Origin of the sequence: Bradyrhizobium sp. CCH5-F6 (genome assembly GCF_001556045.1) — a bacterium.
Lineage (GTDB): Bacteria > Pseudomonadota > Alphaproteobacteria > Rhizobiales > Xanthobacteraceae > Bradyrhizobium.
The window spans coordinates 22,244-43,558 of sequence record NZ_LSIC01000200.1 but is presented as its reverse complement, the minus strand read 5'-3'; the positions used below and the strand labels follow the sequence as shown (position 1 = coordinate 43,558).

Annotated in this window: 20 protein-coding genes; 10 read left to right on the top strand and 10 right to left on the bottom strand. The window is 65.4% G+C overall.

Translation table 11 applies throughout. From position 1 onward, the window contains the following. The first annotated feature begins 38 nt into the window (after positions 1-38). Positions 39-455, top strand: a complete 417-nt coding sequence (locus tag AX729_RS35210; protein WP_061029072.1) for a DUF2946 domain-containing protein — start codon at positions 39-41, stop codon at positions 453-455. A gap of 142 nt (positions 456-597) precedes the next feature. Then, positions 598-2,979 (top strand): TonB-dependent receptor, encoded by a 2,382-nt coding sequence (locus AX729_RS35205; RefSeq protein WP_061029070.1) that lies wholly within the window; start codon positions 598-600, stop codon positions 2,977-2,979. A gap of 54 nt (positions 2,980-3,033) precedes the next feature. Here AX729_RS35205 and AX729_RS35200 read toward each other — a convergent pair whose 3' ends face one another. The 4 genes from AX729_RS35200 to AX729_RS35185 are packed head-to-tail and all read right to left on the bottom strand — an operon-like array spanning position 3,034 to position 6,229. Then, positions 3,034-3,549, bottom strand: coding sequence for a GNAT family N-acetyltransferase (locus tag AX729_RS35200; RefSeq protein WP_061029067.1), 516 nt, complete (start codon positions 3,547-3,549; stop codon positions 3,034-3,036). A gap of 57 nt (positions 3,550-3,606) precedes the next feature. After that, positions 3,607-4,542, bottom strand: a complete 936-nt coding sequence (locus tag AX729_RS35195; RefSeq protein WP_061029065.1) for a glycosyltransferase family 2 protein — start codon at positions 4,540-4,542, stop codon at positions 3,607-3,609. Further along, positions 4,539-5,690 carry a hypothetical protein gene (locus tag AX729_RS35190; RefSeq protein ID WP_061029063.1) on the bottom strand — a complete coding sequence of 384 codons (1,152 nt, stop codon included), beginning with the start codon at positions 5,688-5,690 and terminating at the stop codon, positions 4,539-4,541. Before AX729_RS35190 ends, AX729_RS35195 begins: the two co-directional genes overlap by 4 nt. A gap of 47 nt (positions 5,691-5,737) precedes the next feature. Beyond that, positions 5,738-6,229 carry an NUDIX domain-containing protein gene (locus tag AX729_RS35185; protein WP_061029061.1) on the bottom strand — a complete coding sequence of 164 codons (492 nt, stop codon included), beginning with the start codon at positions 6,227-6,229 and terminating at the stop codon, positions 5,738-5,740. A gap of 91 nt (positions 6,230-6,320) precedes the next feature. Between AX729_RS35185 and AX729_RS35180 the strand changes: the two genes are divergently transcribed. Next, a complete protein-coding gene (locus AX729_RS35180) occupies positions 6,321-7,202 on the top strand; it encodes a metallophosphoesterase family protein (protein ID WP_061029058.1) in 882 nt (293 codons plus the stop codon). Positions 7,203-7,333: 131 nt separating this feature from the next. Here AX729_RS35180 and AX729_RS35175 read toward each other — a convergent pair whose 3' ends face one another. The 3 genes from AX729_RS35175 to AX729_RS35165 all read right to left on the bottom strand — a co-directional run bounded on the left by AX729_RS35175 (position 7,334) and on the right by AX729_RS35165 (position 9,952). Further along, positions 7,334-7,885: a hypothetical protein gene (locus tag AX729_RS35175; protein ID WP_061029056.1), complete on the bottom strand. Its 552-nt coding sequence runs from the start codon at positions 7,883-7,885 to the stop codon at positions 7,334-7,336. A gap of 192 nt (positions 7,886-8,077) precedes the next feature. Beyond that, entirely contained in the window at positions 8,078-8,290 is a 213-nt protein-coding gene (locus tag AX729_RS35170) for a DUF4170 domain-containing protein (RefSeq protein ID WP_061029053.1), read from the bottom strand. 30 nt (positions 8,291-8,320) lie between these two features. Continuing rightward, on the bottom strand, positions 8,321-9,952 hold the full coding sequence (locus AX729_RS35165) for an isocitrate lyase (protein WP_061029051.1): 1,632 nt from the start codon (positions 9,950-9,952) through the stop codon (positions 8,321-8,323). A 224-nt stretch (positions 9,953-10,176) separates the two neighbouring features. Between AX729_RS35165 and AX729_RS35160 the strand changes: the two genes are divergently transcribed. Beyond that, on the top strand, positions 10,177-11,622 hold the full coding sequence (locus AX729_RS35160; protein WP_061029049.1) for a helix-turn-helix domain-containing protein: 1,446 nt from the start codon (positions 10,177-10,179) through the stop codon (positions 11,620-11,622). A 177-nt stretch (positions 11,623-11,799) separates the two neighbouring features. On the opposite strand, the gene AX729_RS40845 is transcribed toward AX729_RS35160, so the two are convergent. Beyond that, positions 11,800-12,093 (bottom strand): antibiotic biosynthesis monooxygenase, encoded by a 294-nt coding sequence (locus tag AX729_RS40845; RefSeq protein ID WP_061029047.1) that lies wholly within the window; start codon positions 12,091-12,093, stop codon positions 11,800-11,802. A gap of 294 nt (positions 12,094-12,387) precedes the next feature. On the opposite strand from AX729_RS40845, the gene AX729_RS35150 reads away from it, so the two are divergent. After that, a complete protein-coding gene (locus AX729_RS35150) occupies positions 12,388-13,194 on the top strand; it encodes a hypothetical protein (RefSeq protein ID WP_061029230.1) in 807 nt (268 codons plus the stop codon). 164 nt (positions 13,195-13,358) lie between these two features. Further along, a complete protein-coding gene (locus AX729_RS35145) occupies positions 13,359-13,712 on the top strand; it encodes a hypothetical protein (RefSeq protein ID WP_061029045.1) in 354 nt (117 codons plus the stop codon). Positions 13,713-13,773: 61 nt separating this feature from the next. Here the strand turns inward: AX729_RS35145 and AX729_RS35140 are convergent, their stop codons facing one another. Together AX729_RS35140 and htpX are read right to left on the bottom strand one after the other, a co-directional pair. Continuing rightward, positions 13,774-14,415 carry a tetratricopeptide repeat protein gene (locus AX729_RS35140; protein ID WP_061029043.1) on the bottom strand — a complete coding sequence of 214 codons (642 nt, stop codon included), beginning with the start codon at positions 14,413-14,415 and terminating at the stop codon, positions 13,774-13,776. 136 nt (positions 14,416-14,551) lie between these two features. Further along, a complete protein-coding gene (htpX, locus tag AX729_RS35135) occupies positions 14,552-15,499 on the bottom strand; it encodes a zinc metalloprotease HtpX (RefSeq protein ID WP_061029041.1) in 948 nt (315 codons plus the stop codon). 286 nt (positions 15,500-15,785) lie between these two features. On the opposite strand from htpX, the gene AX729_RS35130 reads away from it, so the two are divergent. The 4 genes from AX729_RS35130 to AX729_RS35115 all read left to right on the top strand — a co-directional run bounded on the left by AX729_RS35130 (position 15,786) and on the right by AX729_RS35115 (position 21,227). After that, on the top strand, positions 15,786-17,132 hold the full coding sequence (locus AX729_RS35130) for an HlyD family secretion protein (RefSeq protein WP_061029040.1): 1,347 nt from the start codon (positions 15,786-15,788) through the stop codon (positions 17,130-17,132). Beyond that, entirely contained in the window at positions 17,132-19,069 is a 1,938-nt protein-coding gene (locus tag AX729_RS35125; RefSeq protein ID WP_245325510.1) for a glycosyltransferase, read from the top strand. Before AX729_RS35130 ends, AX729_RS35125 begins: the two co-directional genes overlap by 1 nt. A gap of 120 nt (positions 19,070-19,189) precedes the next feature. After that, positions 19,190-20,482 (top strand): lytic murein transglycosylase, encoded by a 1,293-nt coding sequence (locus AX729_RS35120; RefSeq protein WP_061029036.1) that lies wholly within the window; start codon positions 19,190-19,192, stop codon positions 20,480-20,482. 241 nt (positions 20,483-20,723) lie between these two features. Then, positions 20,724-21,227: a DUF1993 domain-containing protein gene (locus AX729_RS35115; RefSeq protein ID WP_061029034.1), complete on the top strand. Its 504-nt coding sequence runs from the start codon at positions 20,724-20,726 to the stop codon at positions 21,225-21,227. Positions 21,228-21,315 lie beyond the last annotated feature (88 nt).

Here is a 21,315-nt window from a genome sequence, read left to right as displayed (position 1 = left end):
GGGACTTGGTGCTCCGCGGTGTGGGGGTGGCGTTTCAGATGAAGTGGTTCCGGTCGAATATCAGGCACGGCGCCCGGCTCGCGTTGTTCGCGTTGCTGGTGCAGTTCGCGCTGACGTTCGGCCACAGCCATTGGTTCGCCCAGGCGACGCCGCTCACTCAATCGTCGCTCCATCGGACCAACGATGCCCAGCAGAGCACCAAGAGCGTTGCTGCGATCGACCGCGCCGCCGTCCAGAAGCAATCGCCCTCAAGTCCGGACCGCGAGCATTCGCACGACGAGAGTTGCGCGATCTGCGCCGTCATTGCGATGGCTGGCACCGTCATTTCGGCAACGCCGCCCGTGCTGCTGCTGCCGCAGGCGATCGAGCTGCTCCGCCGCACCACGGATGCCGAATTCGTCCATCTGAGATCCGCAGGCTCGGCATTCCAGCCTCGCGCCCCTCCCGCGTCCTGACTTCCAACGCTTGATCACGCCCAGCCTCGCCGCTTGCAGGCGAATGGCTGGGACAAGTTGAAGTCGAATTCCGTCGCGCCGCGACGGCAGGCCACCTCCGATCAACAGACGAACTGCGGACGGCCTGGCTGGAATCAGGACCATGTCATTCAAATCGCGACGCGCGCAGCGCCTGGGCGGAGCAAGCCTGCTCCTGCTCGGCGCCGCCGCCACGCCCGCCTTCGCCCAAGAGCCGGCCCAAGACAAATCATCGACGGAGATCCCCGCGGTCACCGTGACGGCACCGAGCCCGATCGTACGCAGAGCAGTGGCGCCCTCCCGCAACGCAGGGCGCGGCGGCACGCGGACCGCGCGGGTGCGCAGCCGTGAGCAAACGGCTGAACCAGTACCGGCAGCCCCGGCGCCTGCCGCGCCTCAGCAAGGCGTGCTGCCTGTTGTGACCGATCAGTTCGCGACCGTCACCGTGGTGCCGAACGAGGAGATTCGCCGCAACGGCGGCGGCACGCTCGGCGACCTCCTGTTCTCGAAGCCGGGCATCACCGGCTCCGAATACGCACCCGGCGCGTCCAGCCGTCCCATCATTCGCGGCCTCGACACCAACCGCGTCGGCATCGTCGAGAACGGAACGGGCAGCAACGGCGCGTCCGATCTCGGCGAGGATCACTTCGTGCCGATTGATCCGCTGGCAACCAACCAGGTCGAGGTCATTCGCGGACCGGCGACGCTACGCTACGGCTCCACCGCGATCGGCGGCGTGGTCAGCGCAACCAACAATCGAATTCCGGATGCCTTGCCGTCCTGCACGGCGCCCTTTCCGACCTACGGACTCCCGACCAAGGCGCCGCTGGCAAACATGGGATCGCCGGGCTGCGTCACCGCGGAAACACGGACGGCAGTGACGTCGGTCGATCGCGGCGTCGAAGGTGCCATGCTGCTCGACGCCGGCGGCGGTAACTTTGCCGTCCATGCCGATGCCTTTGGCCGCAAGGCCGGCGACTACAACATCCCGAGCTACCCGTTCCTGACCGACCCGACGCTGCCGTTCAACGGACGCCAGCCGAATTCGTCATCGCAGGCCTACGGCGGATCCGTCGGTGGCTCTTACATCTTCGATGGCGGCTACGTTGGCGCGGCGATCACTCAGCACAACGCGCTCTACCACATTCCCGGTATCGAAGGCAGCGAGTTCCTGACGCGGATCGACGGACGACAAACAAAGTTCACGACCAAAGGTGAGTATCGGCCGGACGCTGCGGCGATCGATGCGATCCGGTTCTGGGCTGGGGCCACCGACTATAAACACGACGAGGTCGGGCTCGCCGACTCTGCCGATCTCACTTCCCTCGGCGTGAGACAAACCTTCACCAACAAGGAACAGGAAGGCCGCGTCGAGGTCCAACTTGCGCCGTTCGACGTCCGCTTTGCTGCGCTGACCACCGCTGTGGGCGTTCAGGCGTCGCACCAGAAGCTGACCGCGCCGAGTCCGGACGATCCAGGTAGCCCGATCAACGGACTATTCGATCCGAACAAGAACACAAAGGTCGCCGGGTACATCTTCAACGAGTTCAAGTTCAGCGAAGCCACCAAGGCTCAGATCGCCGGGCGCGTCGAGAGCGCAAGGTTGAGCGGAACGGCGCCAGCCTTCGTCCCCGACGTGTTCGACCTCACTGTCGATCCGGCCGCGATCGGCCCCGCAACTGCGGTCAACCGCAACTTCACGCCGGTGAGCGGGAGCATCGGCCTGATCCACGACCTTCCTTGGAATCTGGTCGCGAGCATCACAGGCCAATATGTCGAGCGTGCGCCGAAACCGGCGGAATTGTTTTCGCGGGGCGGCCACGATGCCACCACCACTTTCGACATAGGCAATCCCAATCTCGGCATCGAGACCGCCAAGTCGGTTGAGGCGGGACTGCGACGGGCGGTAGGGCCGCTTCGCTTCGAAGTCACCGGCTACTACACCAAGTTCAACGGTTTTATCTACCGGCGCCTGACCGGCAACACGTGTGAGGACGGCGTTTGCCAGCTTGGCGCGGGCCTCGAACTGAATCAGGCGGTCTATTCGCAGCGCGACGCGACATTTCGTGGTGGCGAATTCCAGTTCCAGTACGACGTAATGCCGGTCTGGAACGGGATCTGGGGCATCGAGGGTCAATACGACATCGTTCGCGCGACCTTCGACGACGGCACCAACGTGCCACGCATTCCGCCCCAGCGGCTGGGCGGTGGTGTGTACTATCGTGACGCCGACTGGTTTGCCCGGATCAACCTGCTGCACGCGTTCGCGCAAAACGACATCGCATCGATCGCGGAGACGCCGACGCCGGGCTACAACCTGCTGAAGGCCGAGGTCAGCTACAGGACGAAGCTCGATCAAAGTTGGTTCGGCGCGCGCGAGATGCATGTTGGGCTCGTCGGCAACAACCTGCTGAACGAGAACATCCGCAATGCCGTCTCCTTCAACAAGGATCAGGTGCTGTTGCCCGGCATCGGCGTGCGGGCGTTCGCAAACTTCAAGTTCTGAGCGTCGCGCGTGTCGGGGCCTAAAGGCCCCGGCACACACCGCCTTTGCGAGCCCCTACCCCCGCGCCTTGCTCCAGTCGGGACCGACCGGGCCCGACACGCCCTCGAAGGCACCGTCGACGAGTTCGAACACCAGGATACGGGCGGCATCGACCGGGCCCGGCATGGTGACGCGGCCCTTGGGGACCGGCTTGAAGCCGACGCGGCTGTAATAGGGCTCGTCGCCGACCAGCAGCACGAGGGCGTGGCCCTTTTCCTTCGCGTCCTTCAAAGCGCGCTCCATGAGCAGGCGGCCGACGCCGTGGCCGCGGAACGGCGGCTCGACCGTGAGCGGCCCGAGCAGCAGCGCGGGCGTGTCGCCGATCAGGATCGGCAATTGCCTGACGGAGCCGACGAGCAGGGTGCCGATGCGGGCGGTGAAGGACAGTTCGAGCAGATGGTCGACGTGCTCGCGAATCCGGTAGGCGCTCAGCACGAAGCGGCCGGGACCGAAGGTACGTTCGTGCAGCCGCTCGATCGCTTGGGCGTCGCCGGCAGCCTCGGGAAGGATGGTCAGTGAGAGATCGGTCATGTCAGCCGGCGGAGTAGCATCTGCGAATGCGGAGGTCCATGGGGGGCGGCCCCCACGTCAGTCCCGTTTCAACGCAGGCTGGGACAGGTAGGCCAGCATCTTCATCTCCCGCCGCCCCCGCGTGACCGTGTCGAGCACGAGCCCGGACGAGACCGACAGCAGGGCCATGATCATCAGGCCCATCGACAGCACGGCGGTGGGCAGGCGCGGCACGAGGCCGGTTTCGATGAAGGTGATCACGATCGGGATCGCCAGGATCACCGAGACCACCGCCAGCACGATTCCGATTCCCGTGAAGAATCGCAATTGCCGCTCCGAACGGTAGAGCTTGAGCATGGTGCCGAGGATGCGAAAGCCGTCGCGCCAGGTGTTGAGCTTCGAGAACGAGCCTTCGGGCCGCGCGTAATAGGGCGTCTCGACCTCGGCGACCGGCAGCGACAATTCCAGCGCATAGACCGCGAGCTCGGTCTCGATCTCGAAGCCGTCGGAGAGGACGGGAAAGGACTTGACGAAGCGGCGCGAGAACACCCGGTAGCCGGACAGGATGTCCTTGAAAGCGTGGCCGAAGGTCGACGACAGGAAGCCGGTCAGCATGCGGTTGCCGGTGCGGTGGCCGAGCCGGTAAGCGGCCTGGGCCTGACCGACGCGAAGGCCGACCACCATGTCGAGACGATCATCGAGCAGCCTGTCGATCATGCCCGGCGCGCTCGGAGCATCGTAGGTGGCATCACCGTCGACCAGCACATAGACGTCGGCCTCGACGTCCGCGAACATGCGGCGCACGACGTGACCCTTGCCCTGCCGGCGCTCGCTGCGCACGATGGCGCCGGCTTCGCGCGCGACGGCGGCGGTCCGGTCGCGCGAATTGTTGTCGTAGACGTAGATCTCCGCCGAGGGCAGCGCCTTGCGGAAATCTGCGACGACGGTCGCGACCGCCGCCTCCTCGTTGTAGCAGGGCACCAGCACCGCGATGCGAAGTTGCGCTGGGGTCATCGCGCCGGCGCTCCGAGGCTTGCAGGCTCGCGCCCGTGCGGCGCAGCCTGCCGTGCCTGCTCCGGCCGCATCAGCCAGGCGAAAGAGGCGGTCCACAGCGACAGCATTGCAATCGGCAGGATGTAATAGGGCGTGAAGATCGGGTGGCTGAGGAAGAAGACGAGGTTGACCGCGAGATTGCCGCCGACGACGAGCGCAACCTGCCGCACGCTCCTCTCACCCCTGAACAACAGCCATGCCGTGGAGCCGATCGCCAGCACGATGAGCACGAACTGCATGTCGCGCAGATATTGGCCGAGAACGGCGAGATCGAAGGCCGGCGGGACAACGTCGGCGCTGCCATAGGTCGTCGCCAGCGGGCTGCCGGCGTTGATGGCCTGGGCGATCAATGTCGGCGTCATGCCGACGAGCGCACCGAGGCCGAAGCAGAGGCCTTGCGCGAAATCCGCGCGCGTCCGCGACCACAGGAAGGCGCCGGCCAGGAACAGGCAATAGCCGGCCGCGAGCAACGCATTCGGCAATCTGAAATTGACGGATGCGCCGAGCAGAAGGCCAATCAGCGTAATCAGCAGCACGCTGCGTCTGTCCCTGGTCAGCCACAGCGCCGTCAGGAAGCCGGCGAGCGCGCACACCGCCATGGTCGGCGCGACCGAATAGCTCGCCTTCGCCGGGTTGATCATGAGATAGACGGCGAGCGCGCCGAACAGGCCGGCCCCGGCGATCGAGGGCAGCGTGCTTGCCATGGCAATCCCTGCCAGCGCAAGGCCGCAGACGATCAGGCTCGCGGCAATGTAGAGCGGCACCACCTGGTAGCCTTCGGGAAACAGCGCCAGCAGGAATCCGGTGCCCGGCGGATATTGCATCACGACCTTGCCGCTCGGCATCGGGTTGTGGCACGGCCAGCGCAGCGGGTCCTGCCATTCGGCGAAGGCAATCTGCTTCATCTTGCCTTCGAAATAACGGTCGTAATCCAGGGCAGCATTGGTGTTGAATCCGCCGATGCCCAGGCGCTGGAACAGATGCGCCTGCCGCAGATAGCAGATATCGTCATAGACCCCGCGCGCCTCGCTCCAGCGGGACATCGTGACGATGTTGCTGGCGAGGATGGCAAGACAGATCAGTCCGAAAGCGAGTTTGGCAATCTTCATCCGGTTTTCCGTGCGCCCGTCGAGCCGGTTACTAGCACAGGCCGCGGTCAGCGCCACGTCGCGATCGGGGGCTTGCCGTCCATCACCTCCGCGATCCGCAGCCGTGTGCCGGGCGTCGTGCCCTCGGGCAGCGCCACGATCGGGAAGAACCCGCATTCGGCGATCTCGTGGTTCGGCGGGGGCAGCCCCTCCTGGCTGAACTGCCTGACCACGTAGACCGCGACGTGGTCGCGGCGCGACACGTGGCTGTTGAGGAAGACGCCGTGCAGCACGGCATCTCCGGTGAGATCGATGTCGCCCTCCTCCTTGAGCTCGCGCCGCAGCGCCTCCTCCATGGTCTCGCCGAAGTCGACGCCGCCGCCGGGCAGATACCAGCCGCTGACGTAGCTGTGCCTGACCAGGAAGACACGATTCTCGGAATCCAGCACCACGGCACGGACGCCGAGCGTCATGCCGCGGACGATGAGGAAATAGACGTGGAAGATCCGCCGCAACAGCGGCTCGGTTTTCCGTCGCACCCGGTCCAGACGTTCACCCATCAGGCTTCCTTGCCGCCCCGTTTCAGGCCTGCTTGCGCGCCGGGCGCGACCTTGCCATTACAGCGGAGCAATAGCGAGGCAATCGCGCGCCATGGCCCCCATCACGCTCGCCCATCTGTCCGACCCGCATCTGCCGCCCCTGCCGAAGCCGCGGCTGATCGAGCTCGCGGGCAAGCGCGTGTTCGGCTACGTCAACTGGACGCGCAACCGCCACAAATACCAGCGCCGCGAGGTGCTTGACGCGCTCGTCGCCGACATGCAGGCGCAGGCGCCGGACCACATCGCGGTGACGGGCGATCTCGTCAACCTCGCGCTGGAGGCGGAATTCGCGCCGGCCCTCGCCTGGCTCGAGAGTGTCGGGCCGCCTGAGCACGTTACCGCGATTCCCGGCAACCATGACGCCTATGTCCGTGCCACCTTTCATCGTTTCGGTGAGACGTTTGCGCCCTATCTTGCCGGCGACGACGGCCGCATCGGTTTTCCGTCCGTACGCCGGCGCGGGCCGCTTGCGCTGATCAGCCTGTCCACGGCTGTGCCGACCCTGCCGCTGATGGCGACGGGCACGCTCGGGCCCGATCAGCTCGCCTCGCTCGAAGAGGTGCTCGAACGGCTCGCGGCCGAGGACGTCTTCCGCGTGCTGCTGGTGCATCATCCGCTGAAATCCGACGCGCGGCATAAGCGGATGACGGATGCGGCCGCTCTGCTGGCGCTGCTCAAGCGCCACGGCGTTGAGCTGATCCTGCATGGACACGACCACATTCATTCGACGATCTGGGTCGAAGGCCCCAACGGCAACATTCCCGCGGTCGGCGTGCCCTCGGCCTCCGCACTCGCGCACGGACGCTATCCGGCGGCAGCGTATAACCTGTTCAGGATCGAGAAGGACAATGCCGGCTGGCGCTGCGAGCAGACGGTGCGCAGCCTCGGCACCGGATTTCAGATCGGACAGATCAAGCATGTGCGTTTGATTTGAGAACGTCGTCTTTCCGGGCGCGCGAAGCGCGCCTGGAATCCATCGGACGGCACTGCGCGGCGATGAAATGCGCGGCGATGAAGGGATTCCGGGTTCATGCTTCGCATGCCCCGGAATGACGGAGCAGCTGCTCACCAGCTCCGCAAGACCGCGACCACGGCGACGCCGAACAACGCGGCGGCGCCCAGCACGAAGCCGAACACGAACGGCCAGAGGCGCGAGCGGCGCGGTGGCGCGGCGGCCGGGGCTTGCGGTGGCGGGACCACCATCGCGCGCTCGCGCTCGACCATGCGGCGCGCGACATAGTCGGTCACGGCTTCGACGATCACGGCGGTATCGTGCGATTCGGCGAGCACGATGCGGCCGAAGCGGGTGTCCTGGACGAAGCGGTACATCCGCTTGTCGCGCCCCATCACGATGTGGGCGACGACGTCGATCCAGAGTCTCGGCGTATCGCCCTGGCTGATGCCGCGGTCGAACAGATCGATCTTGTCAGGCACCTGCGCGAACAGGGGATCGAGCGCATCATTCAGGATCTCGAGCCGTGCCACCTCGGCGTCCCTGAGATCGACGACGACGCCGGTCCTATCGGCCGCCTCGATCCGCGCGCGCAGCAGCGCATCGCGCAGCCTCACCGGGCGCGGCTGGCCGGGATGGGTCCCGCTGGTCTCGGGCTCTGACATTGTCGGCCTCGTCCTCGACTTTCCTGCATTAACCTATCAGCAACCACCCTCTCCGCAAAGGCCCCACAATTCCAGATACTTACAGCACCCACAGTCGTTTCACCTGTCCCAAAAGCAGACGATCCCACCCAGGCAGCGCCTGGATGGGACCGTCCGTCCTTGGACGTCTTCTTGTTTCAGGCCGGCAGCTGATCAGGCTGCCGGGGCGCGCTGCGGCTCTTCCACGATCGAGAAGCGGACGCCGGCCTTGTGGCGGTTCTCTTCCGAGACCGTGCGCCAGGCATCTTCGGCTTCCTTGCGGGTCTTGAACGGACCCTGCACCTGGGCCGAGCCTTCCACGAGCTTGTGGAAGTTCATCGAGCCGAACTCACCGCCGATCACCCAGAAATTGCTGCCTTTGGTCATTGTCAGTCTCCTGTCGAATAGCGTGATGCGTTAGCCGAACTGGTTCATCGTGTTGTGCGCGCCGCCCGCCTTCAGGGCCGCCTCGCCGGCGAAGTACTCCTTGTGGTCGTCGCCGATGTCGGAGCCGGCCATGTTCTGATGCTTCACGCAGGCGATGCCCTGACGGATCTCGGCGCGCTGGACGTTCTTGACGTAGCCCAGCATGCCCTGCTCGCCGAAATACTCGCGGGCGAGATTGTCGGTGGACAGTGCCGCCGTGTGATAGGTCGGCAGCGTGATCAGGTGGTGGAAGATGCCGGCACGCTTGGCCGAATCCGCCTGGAAGGTGCGGATGCGCTCGTCGGCTTCCTTCGCCAGCTCAGTGTCGTCGTACTCCGCCTTCATCAGCTCGGCACGGTTGTACTTGCTGACGTCCTTGCCGGCCTCCTTCATCGCGTCATAGACCTGCCAACGGAAGTTGAGCGTCCAGTTGAACGACGGCGAGTTGTTGTAGGCGAGCTTGGCGTTCGGAACCACCTTGCGGATGCGATCGACCATCTTGGCGATCTGCTCGATATGCGGCTTCTCGGTCTCGATCCAGAGCAGATCGGCGCCGTTCTGCAGCGAGGTGATGCAGTCCAGCACGCAGCGGTCTTCGCCGGTGCCCGGGCGGAACTGGTAGAGGTTGGAGGGCAGCCGCTTCGGGCGCATCATCTTGCCGTTGCGGTTGATGATGACGTCACCGTTCCGGGCGTTCTCCGCCGTCACTTCCTCGCAATCCAGGAAGCTGTTGTACTGGTCGCCGATGTCGCCGGGCTTGTGGCTGACCGCGATCTGCTGCGTCAGGCCGGCACCGAGCGAGTCGGTGCGGGTCACGACGACGCCGTCTTCGACGCCGAGCTCGAGGAAGGCGTGGCGGCAGGCACGGATCTTCGCTAGGAAGACGTCGTGCGGCACGGTGACCTTGCCGTCCTGATGGCCGCACTGCTTCTCGTCCGAGACCTGGTTCTCGATCTGCAGCGCGCAGGCGCCCGCCTCGATCATCTTCTTGGCCAGCAGATAGGTCGCCTCGGCATTGCCGAAGCCGGCATCGATGTCGGCGATGACGGGGACGACGTGGGTCTGGAAGTTGTCGATCTTCTCGATAAGCTCCTTCTCGCGGGTCTTGTCGCCTTCCTTGCGGGCCTTGTCGAGGCTGCGGAAGATGTCGTTCAGCTCGCGCGCGTCGGCCTGACGCAGGAAGGTGTAGAGCTCCTCGATCAGAGCCGGCACCGAGGTCTTCTCGTGCATCGACTGGTCGGGCAGCGGGCCGAACTCGGAGCGCAGGGCAGCGATCATCCAGCCCGACAGATAGAGGTAGGTGCGATCGGTCTTGCCGAAGTGCTTCTTGACCGAGATCAGCTTCTGCTGGGCGATGAAGCCGTGCCAGCAGCCGAGCGACTGGGTGTACTTGGTGGGATCGCCGTCATAGGCGGCCATGTCGGCCCGCATCAGGGCCGCGGTGTAGCGGGCAACATCGAGGCCGGTCTTGAAGCGGTTCTGCAGGCGCATGCGTGCGACGGCCTCGGCCGTCACCCCGTTCCAGGTCGGCTGGGTCGCAAGGAGCGCCTGGGCTGCCTCGACCTCGCTCTGATAAGAGGCCGGACGCAGGAGGGGGCTGATGCCACGGGGCTGGTAATTCATGAACCTGATCCTTTCGCTCGATGGACGTCGCCATCGACATTCTTGACAGTGCATTGCGAGATGCGTGTCAGGAGCTAAACGCGAAAACGGAAACTTCGTATAGATGCCTTGTCTTTGAATGGTGATGTCATGTAACATCTGAACTTGTAATAGATGTCATTTTGTAAATCTTGTAAATAATAGGTCAGTTAAACTGACCTTGTTAGCGTGTGGAGATCTGAGAAATGGCCGCCGAGTCCGGCAAGAAACTCTTCGTCGGTCCCCGCTTTCGGCGCATCCGGCAGCAATTGGGGCTCTCGCAGACCCAGATCGCCGAGGGGCTCGGGATCTCGCCAAGCTATGTCAACCTGATCGAGCGCAACCAGCGCCCGGTGACGGCGCAAATCCTGCTGCGGCTGGCCGAGACCTATGACCTCGATTTGCGTGACCTCGCCACCGCCGACGAGGACCGCTTCTTCGCCGAGCTCAACGAGATCTTCTCGGATCCCTTGTTCCGGCAGATCGACGTGCCCAAGCAGGAGCTGCGCGACCTCGCCGAGCTCTGCCCCGGCGTCACCCATGCGCTACAGCGGCTCTATGCCGCCTACACCGAGGCCCGGCAGGGCGAGACGCTGGCCGCCGCACAGATGGCGGACCGCGACGTCGGCACGCGCTATGAGGCCAATCCGGTCGAGCGCGTCCGCGAGCTGATCGAGGCCAACCGCAACTATTTCCCGGAATTGGAGCAGGCTGCGGAAAATCTGCGCGACGAGCTGAACGTTCCCGCCGAAGGGCTCTATGCGGCGCTCGCCGCGCGCTTGCGCGAAAAGCATTCGATCCAGACCCGCATCATGCCCGTGGACGTGATGCGCGAGACGCTTCGGCGTTTCGACCGCCACCGCCGCCAGCTGCTGATCTCCGAGCTGGTCGACCCGCCCGGCCGCGCCTTCCAGCTCGCCTTCCAGCTGGGCCTGGGCGAATGCGCGCAGCATCTGGAGACCATCATCGGCCGCGCCGGCCCGCTCGACGATACGCCGCGGCGGCTATTCCGCATCACACTCGCCAACTATTTTGCGGCGGCCGTGATGATGCCCTACCCGGCATTCCTGGCCGCCGCCGAAGCGCTCAACTACGACATCCATCTGCTGGCGCAGCGCTTCAATTCCGGCTTCGAGCAGGTCTGCCATCGCCTCACCACCCTGCAACGGCCGAATGCGCGCGGCATTCCGTTCTTCCTCTTGCGCGTCGACAATGCCGGCAACGTCTCGAAGCGCTTCTCGTCCGGCACCTTCCCGTTCTCGAAATTCGGCGGCACCTGCCCGCTGTGGAACGTGCACTCGACCTTCGATACGCCGGACCGCCTGCTCAAGCAGGTGATCGAGCTGCCCGACGGCACGCGCTATTTCTCGATCGCGCAGATGGTGCGCCGGCCCGTGGCGCCGCATCCGTTGCCGCAGCCGCGCTTCGCCATTGGTCTCGGCTGCGAGATCCGCCACGCCGCCCGCCTGACTTATGCTGCCGGCATGGACCTCGAAAAGACCGAGGGCACGCCGATCGGCGTCAACTGCCGCCTCTGCGAGCGCGAGAACTGCGCCCAGCGCGCCGAGCCCCCGATCACGCGCACACTGATCCTGGACGAGACGACGAGAAGGGTGTCGAGCTTTGCGTTCTCGAATGCACGGGAGCTGTGAGGCACGGCTACGCGTTTGGCGGAAGGCGCACGCAACACCCACCGCTGTCATGCCACGCGAAAGCGGGGCATCGAGTACGCCCCGGCCCATCGGCTCCATCACAACCGCCGCGGAGTACTGGATCGCCCGCCTTCGCGGGCGATGACAGTTGAGTGTCAGGCGAGAGCGATCCGACCCTCACGCCAGCGTATGCACGATCACCGGCCCCGCCACGGCGCGCGCCTCGCCGGCCAGCAGCGGGCCCAGGTCCTTCTCGATCCAGGCGATGGCACGCTTGTTCGCCTCCTCGGCCTGCTCGAACTTGTCGAAGATCGAGATCGCGGTGACCGTGTCGTCGCCGGCATAGACGACGTAATAGGCGCGAAAACCCTCGACGTCGCTGATGATCGGAACGGCGCCGTCCTTGATGCGGCGCGCCAGCTCTTCCGCGCTCCCGCTTTTCGCCTTGGCCTGACGGATGGCGGCGTACATGGCATCCTCCTTCCGGCTGTCTGAACTTTCGGGCTTGTTGCCCGCCAATGAACCTATACCTCAGTGCCCGCTCCGTCATCCTTCGAGGGCCGCCAAGAAGCGGCCACCTCGGGATGACGGAGATGGGCTGCCGCGCGCGGCATTGCCTTGGTTAACCCGACCCTAATCCACCGCAGCGATCCGCAACCGACGATTAAGCAGCCCTCAACATCGGTGCCTTAGTCTCGCCGCACTCACTTTTCGCAAACAAAGGCGGCCTATCGTGCCGGGCGAAGTGACATCAGGGGGTTCATGATGCGCATTGCGTTGCTGCTGACCGCGACCATCGTCGGCGCGCTCTTTGCCAATCCATCCAGTGCCGGATCGCTCGATGCGTCCAGCGAGGCCGCGCAGGCCTTGCCGCCGGGCTTCCAGAGCTATCGCGGCTACATGTTCGACATTTCGGAGAATCGCGACCGCAAGGACGTCGACAAGCTCACCGAGAATCTGAAGAGTCAGATCGACGTGGTCGAAGGCGTCGGCCTCTCGCCGCGCGTGCTGCGTTTCTTCCACACCGTTCCGATCGTCGCGAGCGAGCTGGCCTGCCTCGATGAGGGCGCCGCGACCGCGTGCTACGGCAGGGTCACGCCGAACATCCAGCGCACCGCTCCGCGGACCTTGACGTTCTGGGATCCCAACAAGCAGCGCTGGACCAATCCGAATGCCGTCGACCTCGCGGTCGATTCGGGCCTCGGCGTCATCATGCTGCGCCCGGACATGATGCGGTATGAAAAGGAAGCCGTGCTGCTGCACGAGCTGCTGCATGCCTATCACGCGCGGCTGCTGCCGGACGGCTACGCCAACAAGGGCGTGATCGCCTACTACGTCCTGGCCAAGTCCAAGGACCTGTTGCCCAAGGACGCCTATGCGATGAAGAATCCCATGGAGTTCTTTGCGGTCACCGCCAGCATCTTCCTGGCTGGAAAGAGCGAATTCCACGATCCAAAGTCGCGCGGGGCGCTCAACGAGAAGATGCCGGACTATTACAAATATCTGGTCGGCGTGTTCGGCTTCGATCCCGAGCCGGCGGCATCGAACGGCCCGGTGGCCTCGCTGAAGTGAGGCAGAAGGCGCCAAGCCAAGCGAGAGGGCCGTGCGAACCGCGCGGCCCTTTTGCTTTGTAGGCCGGAAGCTGCGGATGACGCCGAGGCGGCAATTGCCAAGGCGGTGCCCGATCTGCATAGTCCCGCCGCATCGATACCGTTTTTCGAAGGGGATGAGAGAACATGGCGGACGCCGACCTGGATGTCGTGATCCGGCAACTGGCCAGACAGCTGCATACGGGCCTGATGACCCGCGCCAAGGAGCGGCGGGATCGCTTCAACGGCCTTGCGGCCAAGGCCAAGGGCAAGGAGACCAGCGACCGCTTCAAGATGATGGCCAAGGCCACCATGGAGCAGGCCACCGCCGCCGCCAAGCGTCTTCAGATGTCGGCCGACAACGTCGCCGACAGCTACGCGCGATCGATGCGTCTGGCCGCCAGCACGCCGGTTGCGGTGAAGGCGGAGAAGACGGCAAAGGAGAAGCCGGCGAAGAAGGCGGCCAAGGCGAAGAAGGCCAAAGCCAAGAAGGCGAAGTAGGCGCGGACTTTCTTCCTTCTCCCACAAGGGGAGAGGGAAAAATCCGGCCCTCTCTCGACCCTCACCGCCGCGACGCGGAAGCCTGGGTCGGTTCGACATTCGAAAGCTCGGCGAGCTTGGCGCGCGCTGTCTCTCTCGTGCGGCCGTCCTTGCCGGCGGGCAGCGCCAGCGCGGCCTCGAAATCCGCGCGGGCGTCGTCGGCGTGGCCGCGGGCAAGGAACGCGAGACCGCGATCGACGCGAGCCTGCGCATCGGAGGGGTCGAGGCGGACCGCCGTGTTGTAGCTCAGGATGGCGCGATCGAGATCCCCGATGGCGGCAAGCGCGACACCGCGCTGGTGATAGGGTGCGGCGAGCTTGGGATTATGCGCGATCGCCTCGTCGTAGTCGGCGATGGCAAGCTCGAAGTCGCCGTTCTGCCGGCGCGCCAGCGCCCGGTCGCGATAGAGCGAGGCGCGGTTGGGATTGAGATGGATGGCCTCGTCGAAATCGGCGATCGCCCGCCTGAAGTCGCCGTGACGCAGCGCGATCCGTCCGCGCCCCTCATAGGCGAAGGCGATCAGCGAGCCGCGCAGCGGCGAGAAGCCGATCACGGCCGAGCAGATGTCGGGATCGTCCTCGTCGCCGCAATTGACGACCATGTGCGTGGACAGCCCGACGAGCACGCAAAGGACGATCAGTAATGGTACGGCAGCTCTGGTCATCTTCGACGGCGGCCGGCAAGGCGCCGGCCACGCATCCCCTTTCAAAGGAGTAGTCCCGCCGAGGTGTTAACACCGGCCGGGACGCCCCTATGTGCGCCAGATCACAAAGCCGCACGCAAAATCCTGAGCGGTTCCGTCAGCCCCAGGGACCGCGTGAGGGACCGCGGGAGGACGACCGGCCCCAGGGGCCGCGCGGCGAATGGTTCTCGTTGGCGCCGACTGACGGCGCCGCCCGGGTGCCCAGCTCGGCCGCGAGTTGCTGGAGGGCGGCGACGCGGTTTTGCGTCGAGGGGTGGGTCGCGAACAGATTGTCCACGCCGTGGCCCGACAGCGGATTGATGATGAACATGTGCGCGGTCGCGGGATTCCGCTCGGCCTCGTAGTTCGGCACCTGATGCGCGGCGCCCTCGATCTTCACCAGCGCCGAGGCCAGCCACATCGGCTGTCCGACGATGCGCGCGCCGAGATTGTCGGCGGCGTATTCGCGGGTACGGCTGATCGCCATCTGCACCAGCATGGCGCCGAGCGGGGCGAGGATCATCATCAGGATCGAGCCGACGACGCCCAGACCGTTGTTGTTCTCGCGATTACCGCCGAAGAACATGCCGAACTGGGCAAGCATGGAGATCGCGCCGGCGATGGTCGCCGTGATCGTCATCAGAAGCGTGTCGTGATGCTTGATATGGGCGAGCTCGTGCGCGATCACGCCGGCGAGCTCCTCGCGGCTGAGCTGGTTCATCAGGCCGGTGGTGACGGCAACCGCGGCGTTCTCGGGGTTGCGGCCGGTCGCGAACGCGTTGGGCTGCACCTCGTCCATCACGAACACGCGCGGCATCGGCAGGCCGGCGCGCCCCGCAAGCTCGGCGACGAGGCCGACCAGCTCCGGCGCGGTCGAACGGTCGACCTCATGCGCCCCGTACATCGAGAGCACCATGCGGTCGGAGTTCCAGTAGGTGAAGAGATTGGTCGCGGCGGCAATGACGAGCGCTATCATGGCGCCCGAGGCGCCGCCGATCAGATAGCCCACGCCCATGAACAGGGCGGTGAGGCCTGCGAGCAGCATTGCGGTACGAAAATAGTTCATGGCCGTCTCCTGAGACCGGCCGCGGGCGAACCTCCGGCCGGCGTCCACGAGGTATGAATGCGGCGGGAGACCGCAAGGTTCGTGCGTCGCCCCGCCGCAGACCTCTGGCGGAGGGCCAGTGTTTCAGCCGTCGCTAAAGCTTGACCGGGATTTGCGCCAAAACATGCGCGGACGCTTAGCAACCTGGAAAGCGCAATTTCGGATTGAGCCATAGCAACCCGGCACGCAGCACAGTTCCGGCGCATTGACCCCCTCTCGTCGGCATTCCGTCCGCAAGGTGACCGTCATGATGGACCGCTCGCGCGCCGCCTCCGTCGATCCCGCACCTGCCCCCTCTCCTGATCAGAAGACGGACGCGAAAGGCTTGCAGGACGCGCTGCACGAGCAGCTGTTCGCCAATGACGAGCCCAGCCACACGCCGGACAGGCAGACGGCGCCGGAATCCGGACCTCGCTGGTCGTATCTGCGGCGCGGTGCCAAGATTGCCATCGGACTCGCCATCGTCGCCGTGTTCGGCTGGCTGCCGCTGCGCGCGATCTGGGAGAATTCGAGCGTCGAGGCGGTGCTGAATTCCCGCCTCGTCACGTTGCGCACGCCAATCGGTGGGCGGGTTGCGGCCACGCAGCGCGTGACCGACCAGACCGAGTTGGATGCCGGAACCGTCATCCTGCGCGTCATCAATTCGCGCAGCGATCGCACCCGGCTCGACGATCTCAGGCGGCAGAAATCGCGCCTGGAGAACGAGCGGCCGAGTCTTGCCGCCAAGCTTGCCTCGGCGCAGGCCGCGCAAAAGGACCTGTCGCGGCAGGCTGCGCAATTCCGCGACGGACGCGTGCTGCAGCTCGAGGCCCGCATCGCCGAGATCCAGACCTCGATCGAGGCGGCGGCGGCGCGGCGCGAGGAGGCCAGCGCCGCCGTCGAACGCGCCTCGTCGCTGGCAAAATCCGGCAATGTCTCGACCGTCGAGCTGGCGCGGCTGACGCGTGAACTCTCCGTGTCGCAGCAGACCGAGCTCGGCGCGCGCAAGCGGCTGGATGCCGCCAGGGTCGAGCTCGCCGCAGCGCAGAACGGCTCGTTCCTCGGCGACAGCTATAACGACCGGCCGAGCTCGGTGCAGCGCGAGGAGGAGATGCGCCAACGCGCCGGCGACCTCGAGGCCGATCTCGCCCGCACCGACACCGATATCGCCTGGCTTGCCAACGAGATCATCGTCGAGGAGGTTCGCTTCGCCGATCTGTCCGAGGCCAACATCACGACACCCGTCACGGGGCGCGTCTGGGAGATGATGACCTCACCCGGCGAGGACGTACAGGCCGGCCAGCCCCTGCTCAAGGTGCTCGATTGCAGCGGCGTCGTCATCACTGCCAACGTCACCGAGGCCGTCTACAACCGCTTGCAGCTCGGCGACCGCGCGACCTTCGAGCCGAATGACGGCGGCGAGCCGATCTTCGGCACTGTGGTCAATCTGACCGGCGCCGCCGGCGCACCCGCCAATCTCGCCATCAATCCGGATGCGCTGAGCAAGGAGCCCTATCGCGTGACCGTGGCATCGCGCCCTGCCGCGGCGGCCCGCGCCTGCACCGTGGGACGCACCGGCCGCGTCGTTTTTGCCCGGCATGAGACGGCGCCGTGATGATGGCGCTGACGCCCGGCCTGATCGCGCTCGGCGCCTTCATGGCGATCGTGCCGCTGCTCAGGCGGGAGAGCACGATGGCGCGCTCGTTCCTGACGATCGTGTCGGTGGCCTTGCTGCTGCGCTATCTTCATTGGCGTGTCACCTCGACGCTCCCGCCGCCGCATCCGACCCTCGATGCCATGGTCGGTTACCCCTTCCTGCTGCTGGAAGCGGCCTCGCTCGTCGCAGTCGCCTTGTCGTTGCTGTTCCTGAGCCGGACGCTCGACCGCACGGGAGCAGCGAGGATCGACGACCGCGCCACCGATCCGCGCGCACCGTTGATCGACGTCTTCATCTGCACCTACAACGAGGAACGGTCGATCCTCGAGCGCACGATCATCGGCGCGACCGGCATGGCGTACGGCCACTACCGCGTCTGGGTGCTCGACGACGGAAGGCGGTCCTGGCTACGGCGCCTTTCGGGCGAGCTCGGCTGCCATTATCTCACGCGGCCCGATAATCTCCACGCCAAGGCCGGCAACATCAACCATGCGCTCAGGCATGTCGGCGCGCTGCCGGAGCGGCCGGAATTCGTCGCCATTCTCGACGCGGACTTCGTGCCGCGGCCCGATTTCCTCGCGCGCACCATCTCGCTCATGGACGATCGGTCGGTCGGCGTGGTGCAGACGCCGCAGCACTTCATCAATCCGGATCCGATCCAGACCAACCTTGCCGCGACCGATGTCTGGCCCGACGAGCAACGCTTCTTCTTCGACATCCTGCTGCCGGCCAAGGACGCCTGGGGCGTCGCCTTTTGCTGCGGCACATCGTCTCTCATTCGCTATGCGGGGCTGATGCAGATCGGCGGGTTTCCGACCGATTCGGTGACGGAAGACTACCTCCTCACGCTGCGGCTCAAGGAATACGGCCTCACCACGATCTATCTCAACGAGCGCCTGACGATCGGGCTCGCGCCGGAGGGGCTGAAGGAATACATCACCCAGCGCGCCCGCTGGTGCCTCGGCTTGATGCAGATCGTGCGCGGTCGCAGCGGACCGCTGTCGCGGCATTCAAAGCTGCCCTTTATCGATCGGCTCTCGCTGACCGACGCCTTCATGAGCTGGTCGGCGGTGTACGCGTCGAAGGTGGCAGGCCTCGTCGTGCCCTGGTTGTTCCTGCTGTTCGGGATCAAGGCGGTTCAGGCCGACCTCACCGAGCTGTTGCGTTTCTTTCTGCCGTTCTATGTCTGGCACGGTCTCAGCATGGCCTGGCTGTCGCGCGGCCGCTCGCTCGCGATGATGACGGACGTCTCGCAGCTCATCGCGGCGCCTGCGGTGCTCAAGGCGGTGGCGGTCGGCCTGTTGAAGCCGAAAGGACACAAGTTCAAGGTCACAGCGAAAGGCGGCGACCGCAACAGGCGATTCGTCGAATGGCCGCTGCTGCGGCTCTATGGCAGCGCGCTTGTCATCACCCTCGCGGCCATCGCCTATGCCTTCATCCTGCACCTGCGCGGCGAGAACATCGCCTATGGCGGACTTGCCCTGGCCTGGAGCCTCTACAACGCGGTCATCCTCACCGTTGTCTGCTTCGTCTGCATCGAGCAGCCGCGCAAGCGCAAGGCGGAGCGGTTCAGCCGCAATGAGACCGTCCTGCTGCGCCACGACGGCAGATCGCATCTCACGCGGCTCGCCGACATCTCCATCACGGGCGCGCGCCTGATCGATCCCGATCCGCCGGCGCCGGGCAGCACGATCGAATGCCGGATCTACGGCCGTCCGATCGCGGCCATCGTGGTGCGGCGGACCGCGGACGGATTTGCGGTGCGGTTCGAGGAAGGCATGGATACGCGCGTGCACGCGATCAGGGCATTCTATGCCGGCGAGTATGTTCGCGCTTTTCGGGGAGTGAGGGCACTCCCCGTCGGGAAAGCGCTGTTGATGCGGCTGTTCGGCTAGGCCGAGGCGACATCACCCGCATTCCCTGCGCTGGCGGAGCATGGAAAGGATGGCCTGAGGCCGTCACTTCTCCTAAACTTCAGGCGAATCCACGCCTGTCCTTTCCCCGCCGGAACTCCTATGGTCCAGACCCGATTTCTGATCGCGGCCGTCACGCTTCTCGCGTGCACCGCCACCACTTCCGCCCAAATGCTTCCACCTCCCGCCAGGCCCGCAGCGCCCAAGGCACCCTCGCCGCGCGCGGCGTCGTGCCATAATGGTGCGAGCTTCGATCGTTTCCTCGCCGACGTGAAGCAGCAGGCGGTGGCCGCCGGCGTGTCTCAGCGCACGATCGCGGAGGCTTCGCCTTATCTCGTCTACGACCAGGGCATCGTCAATCGGGACCGCGGCCAGCGCGTGTTCGGCCAGCTCTTCACCGAGTTCGCCGGCCGAATGGCCGCGCCGTATCGCATGCAGAACGGACAGCAGCACATCAAGCAACACGCCGCCGCGTTCGCGCGCGCCGAAAAGGAGTTTGGCGTGCCGCCGGCCGTGATTGCCGCCTTCTGGGGCCTCGAGAGCGATTTCGGCGCCAACATGGGCAATCTGCCGACGCTGAAATCGCTGGTCTCGCTCGCCTATGACTGCCGCCGCTCCGAGATGTTCGTGGGCGAGACCATCGCCGCGCTGAAGATCATCGACCGCGGCGATCTGCACCCCGACGAGATGATCGGCTCCTGGGCCGGCGAGCTCGGCCAGACGCAATTCCTGCCCGTGCACTACGTCAATTACGCGGTCGACTATGACGGCGACGGACGGCGAGACCTGTTGCGGTCGCCGGCCGACGTGATCGGCTCGACCGCGAATTACATCGCCAACGGATTGAAGTGGCGGCGCGGCGAGCCATGGCTGGAGGAGATCAAGGTGCCGCCGAACCTGCCGTGGGAGAAGACCGATCTCACGGTGCGGGAGCCGCGCTCGACATGGGCGCAGCTTGGCGTCACCTATCCCGACGGGCGGCCGCTGCCGAACGACAATCTCGCGGCGTCCGTGCTGCTGCCGATGGGCCGCTTTGGTCCGGCCTTCCTGGCCTATCCGAATTTCGCGGCCTACACCGAATGGAATAACTCGCTGATCTACTCGACCACCGCGGGCTATCTCGCCTCGCGCATCGCCGGCGCCGCGCCCTTGCGCAAGCCCTCGGCGCCGGTCGCGCAGCTGCCTTTCAACGAGCTGAAGGAATTGCAGCAGCTCCTGGTGCGCGCCGGCTTCAATGTCGGCAAGGTCGACGGTGTGCTGGGCCAGCAGAGCCGCACTGCCGTGAAGGCGATGCAGATCAAGTTCGGCCTCCCGGCAGACTCCTGGCCGACCGCCGAGCTGCTCGCCCGCATGCGCGGCGGCACGGCGCAGGCGCAGCCGGCGACGATCCGCTAAACCCTCCTCTGTCATGCCCCGGCTCGACCGGGGCATCCAGTACGCCGCGGCCTATCGGTTCAACCAAAACTGTCTCGGCGTACTGGATCGCCCGGTCAAGCCGGGCGATGACAGCGAGGATGACGCCGTAGAGAACTTTCGCATCGCACAAGCCGCGCTCTGCGATTGTATTTTTCCATGAGGCTCCCATGTGAGTGGCTCAGGTTTTCTCCTGAGATTCCCATTCACAAGCGAGCATCATATGTCATTCTACGACGCCGTCGTCCCCGCCTATCTGCAAATGCTGAACAGCGTAACCGGGCTGCTCACCAAAGCCGAGGCGCATTGCGCGGCGAAGAAGATCGATCCCGCCGTCCTGCTCGGCGCGCGCCTGTTTCCGGACATGCTGCCGCTGTCGAGGCAGGTCCAGCTCGTCAGCGATTTCGCCGCCAAGGGCTGCGCGCGGCTGACGCACAGCGAGGTGCCCTCGACGCCGGACACCGAGACGAGCTTCGCAGAGCTGAAGCAGCGGCTGGCCAAGACGATCGACTATGTGAAGTCGTTCAAGCCCGAGCAGTTCGAGGGCGCCGATGCCAAGGACGTGACCTTTCCCGCCGGACCGGACAAGTCCATCACCATGAAGGGACAGCAATTCCTGAGCTCGTTCTCGCTGCCGAACTTCTATTTCCACGCCGCGACCGCCCACGGCATCTTGCGCCACAACGGCGTCGAAATCGGCAAGCGCGATTTCATGGGCACGAACTGATTGCCGGATCCCACGGCCGCGACGGCGGAATTCTGCTGCCGCGGCCGAAATTGCGCATGAATTATGCTACGGCGGCCCAACCGCGCAG

What these genes read in the sequence shown, in the direction of transcription:
- AX729_RS35210 (WP_061029072.1), top strand. Translation starts at nt 39, where the DNA reads ATGAAGTGGTTCCGGTCGAATATCAGGCACGGCGCCCGGCTCGCGTTG.
- AX729_RS35205 (WP_061029070.1), top strand. Translation starts at nt 598, where the DNA reads ATGTCATTCAAATCGCGACGCGCGCAGCGCCTGGGCGGAGCAAGCCTG.
- AX729_RS35200 (WP_061029067.1), bottom strand. Translation starts at nt 3,549, where the DNA reads ATGACCGATCTCTCACTGACCATCCTTCCCGAGGCTGCCGGCGACGCC.
- AX729_RS35195 (WP_061029065.1), bottom strand. Translation starts at nt 4,542, where the DNA reads ATGACCCCAGCGCAACTTCGCATCGCGGTGCTGGTGCCCTGCTACAAC.
- AX729_RS35190 (WP_061029063.1), bottom strand. Translation starts at nt 5,690, where the DNA reads ATGAAGATTGCCAAACTCGCTTTCGGACTGATCTGTCTTGCCATCCTC.
- AX729_RS35185 (WP_061029061.1), bottom strand. Translation starts at nt 6,229, where the DNA reads ATGGGTGAACGTCTGGACCGGGTGCGACGGAAAACCGAGCCGCTGTTG.
- AX729_RS35180 (WP_061029058.1), top strand. Translation starts at nt 6,321, where the DNA reads ATGGCCCCCATCACGCTCGCCCATCTGTCCGACCCGCATCTGCCGCCC.
- AX729_RS35175 (WP_061029056.1), bottom strand. Translation starts at nt 7,885, where the DNA reads ATGTCAGAGCCCGAGACCAGCGGGACCCATCCCGGCCAGCCGCGCCCG.
- AX729_RS35170 (WP_061029053.1), bottom strand. Translation starts at nt 8,290, where the DNA reads ATGACCAAAGGCAGCAATTTCTGGGTGATCGGCGGTGAGTTCGGCTCG.
- AX729_RS35165 (WP_061029051.1), bottom strand. Translation starts at nt 9,952, where the DNA reads ATGAATTACCAGCCCCGTGGCATCAGCCCCCTCCTGCGTCCGGCCTCT.
- AX729_RS35160 (WP_061029049.1), top strand. Translation starts at nt 10,177, where the DNA reads ATGGCCGCCGAGTCCGGCAAGAAACTCTTCGTCGGTCCCCGCTTTCGG.
- AX729_RS40845 (WP_061029047.1), bottom strand. Translation starts at nt 12,093, where the DNA reads ATGTACGCCGCCATCCGTCAGGCCAAGGCGAAAAGCGGGAGCGCGGAA.
- AX729_RS35150 (WP_061029230.1), top strand. Translation starts at nt 12,388, where the DNA reads ATGCGCATTGCGTTGCTGCTGACCGCGACCATCGTCGGCGCGCTCTTT.
- AX729_RS35145 (WP_061029045.1), top strand. Translation starts at nt 13,359, where the DNA reads ATGGCGGACGCCGACCTGGATGTCGTGATCCGGCAACTGGCCAGACAG.
- AX729_RS35140 (WP_061029043.1), bottom strand. Translation starts at nt 14,415, where the DNA reads ATGACCAGAGCTGCCGTACCATTACTGATCGTCCTTTGCGTGCTCGTC.
- htpX (WP_061029041.1), bottom strand. Translation starts at nt 15,499, where the DNA reads ATGAACTATTTTCGTACCGCAATGCTGCTCGCAGGCCTCACCGCCCTG.
- AX729_RS35130 (WP_061029040.1), top strand. Translation starts at nt 15,786, where the DNA reads ATGATGGACCGCTCGCGCGCCGCCTCCGTCGATCCCGCACCTGCCCCC.
- AX729_RS35125 (WP_245325510.1), top strand. Translation starts at nt 17,132, where the DNA reads ATGATGGCGCTGACGCCCGGCCTGATCGCGCTCGGCGCCTTCATGGCG.
- AX729_RS35120 (WP_061029036.1), top strand. Translation starts at nt 19,190, where the DNA reads ATGGTCCAGACCCGATTTCTGATCGCGGCCGTCACGCTTCTCGCGTGC.
- AX729_RS35115 (WP_061029034.1), top strand. Translation starts at nt 20,724, where the DNA reads ATGTCATTCTACGACGCCGTCGTCCCCGCCTATCTGCAAATGCTGAAC.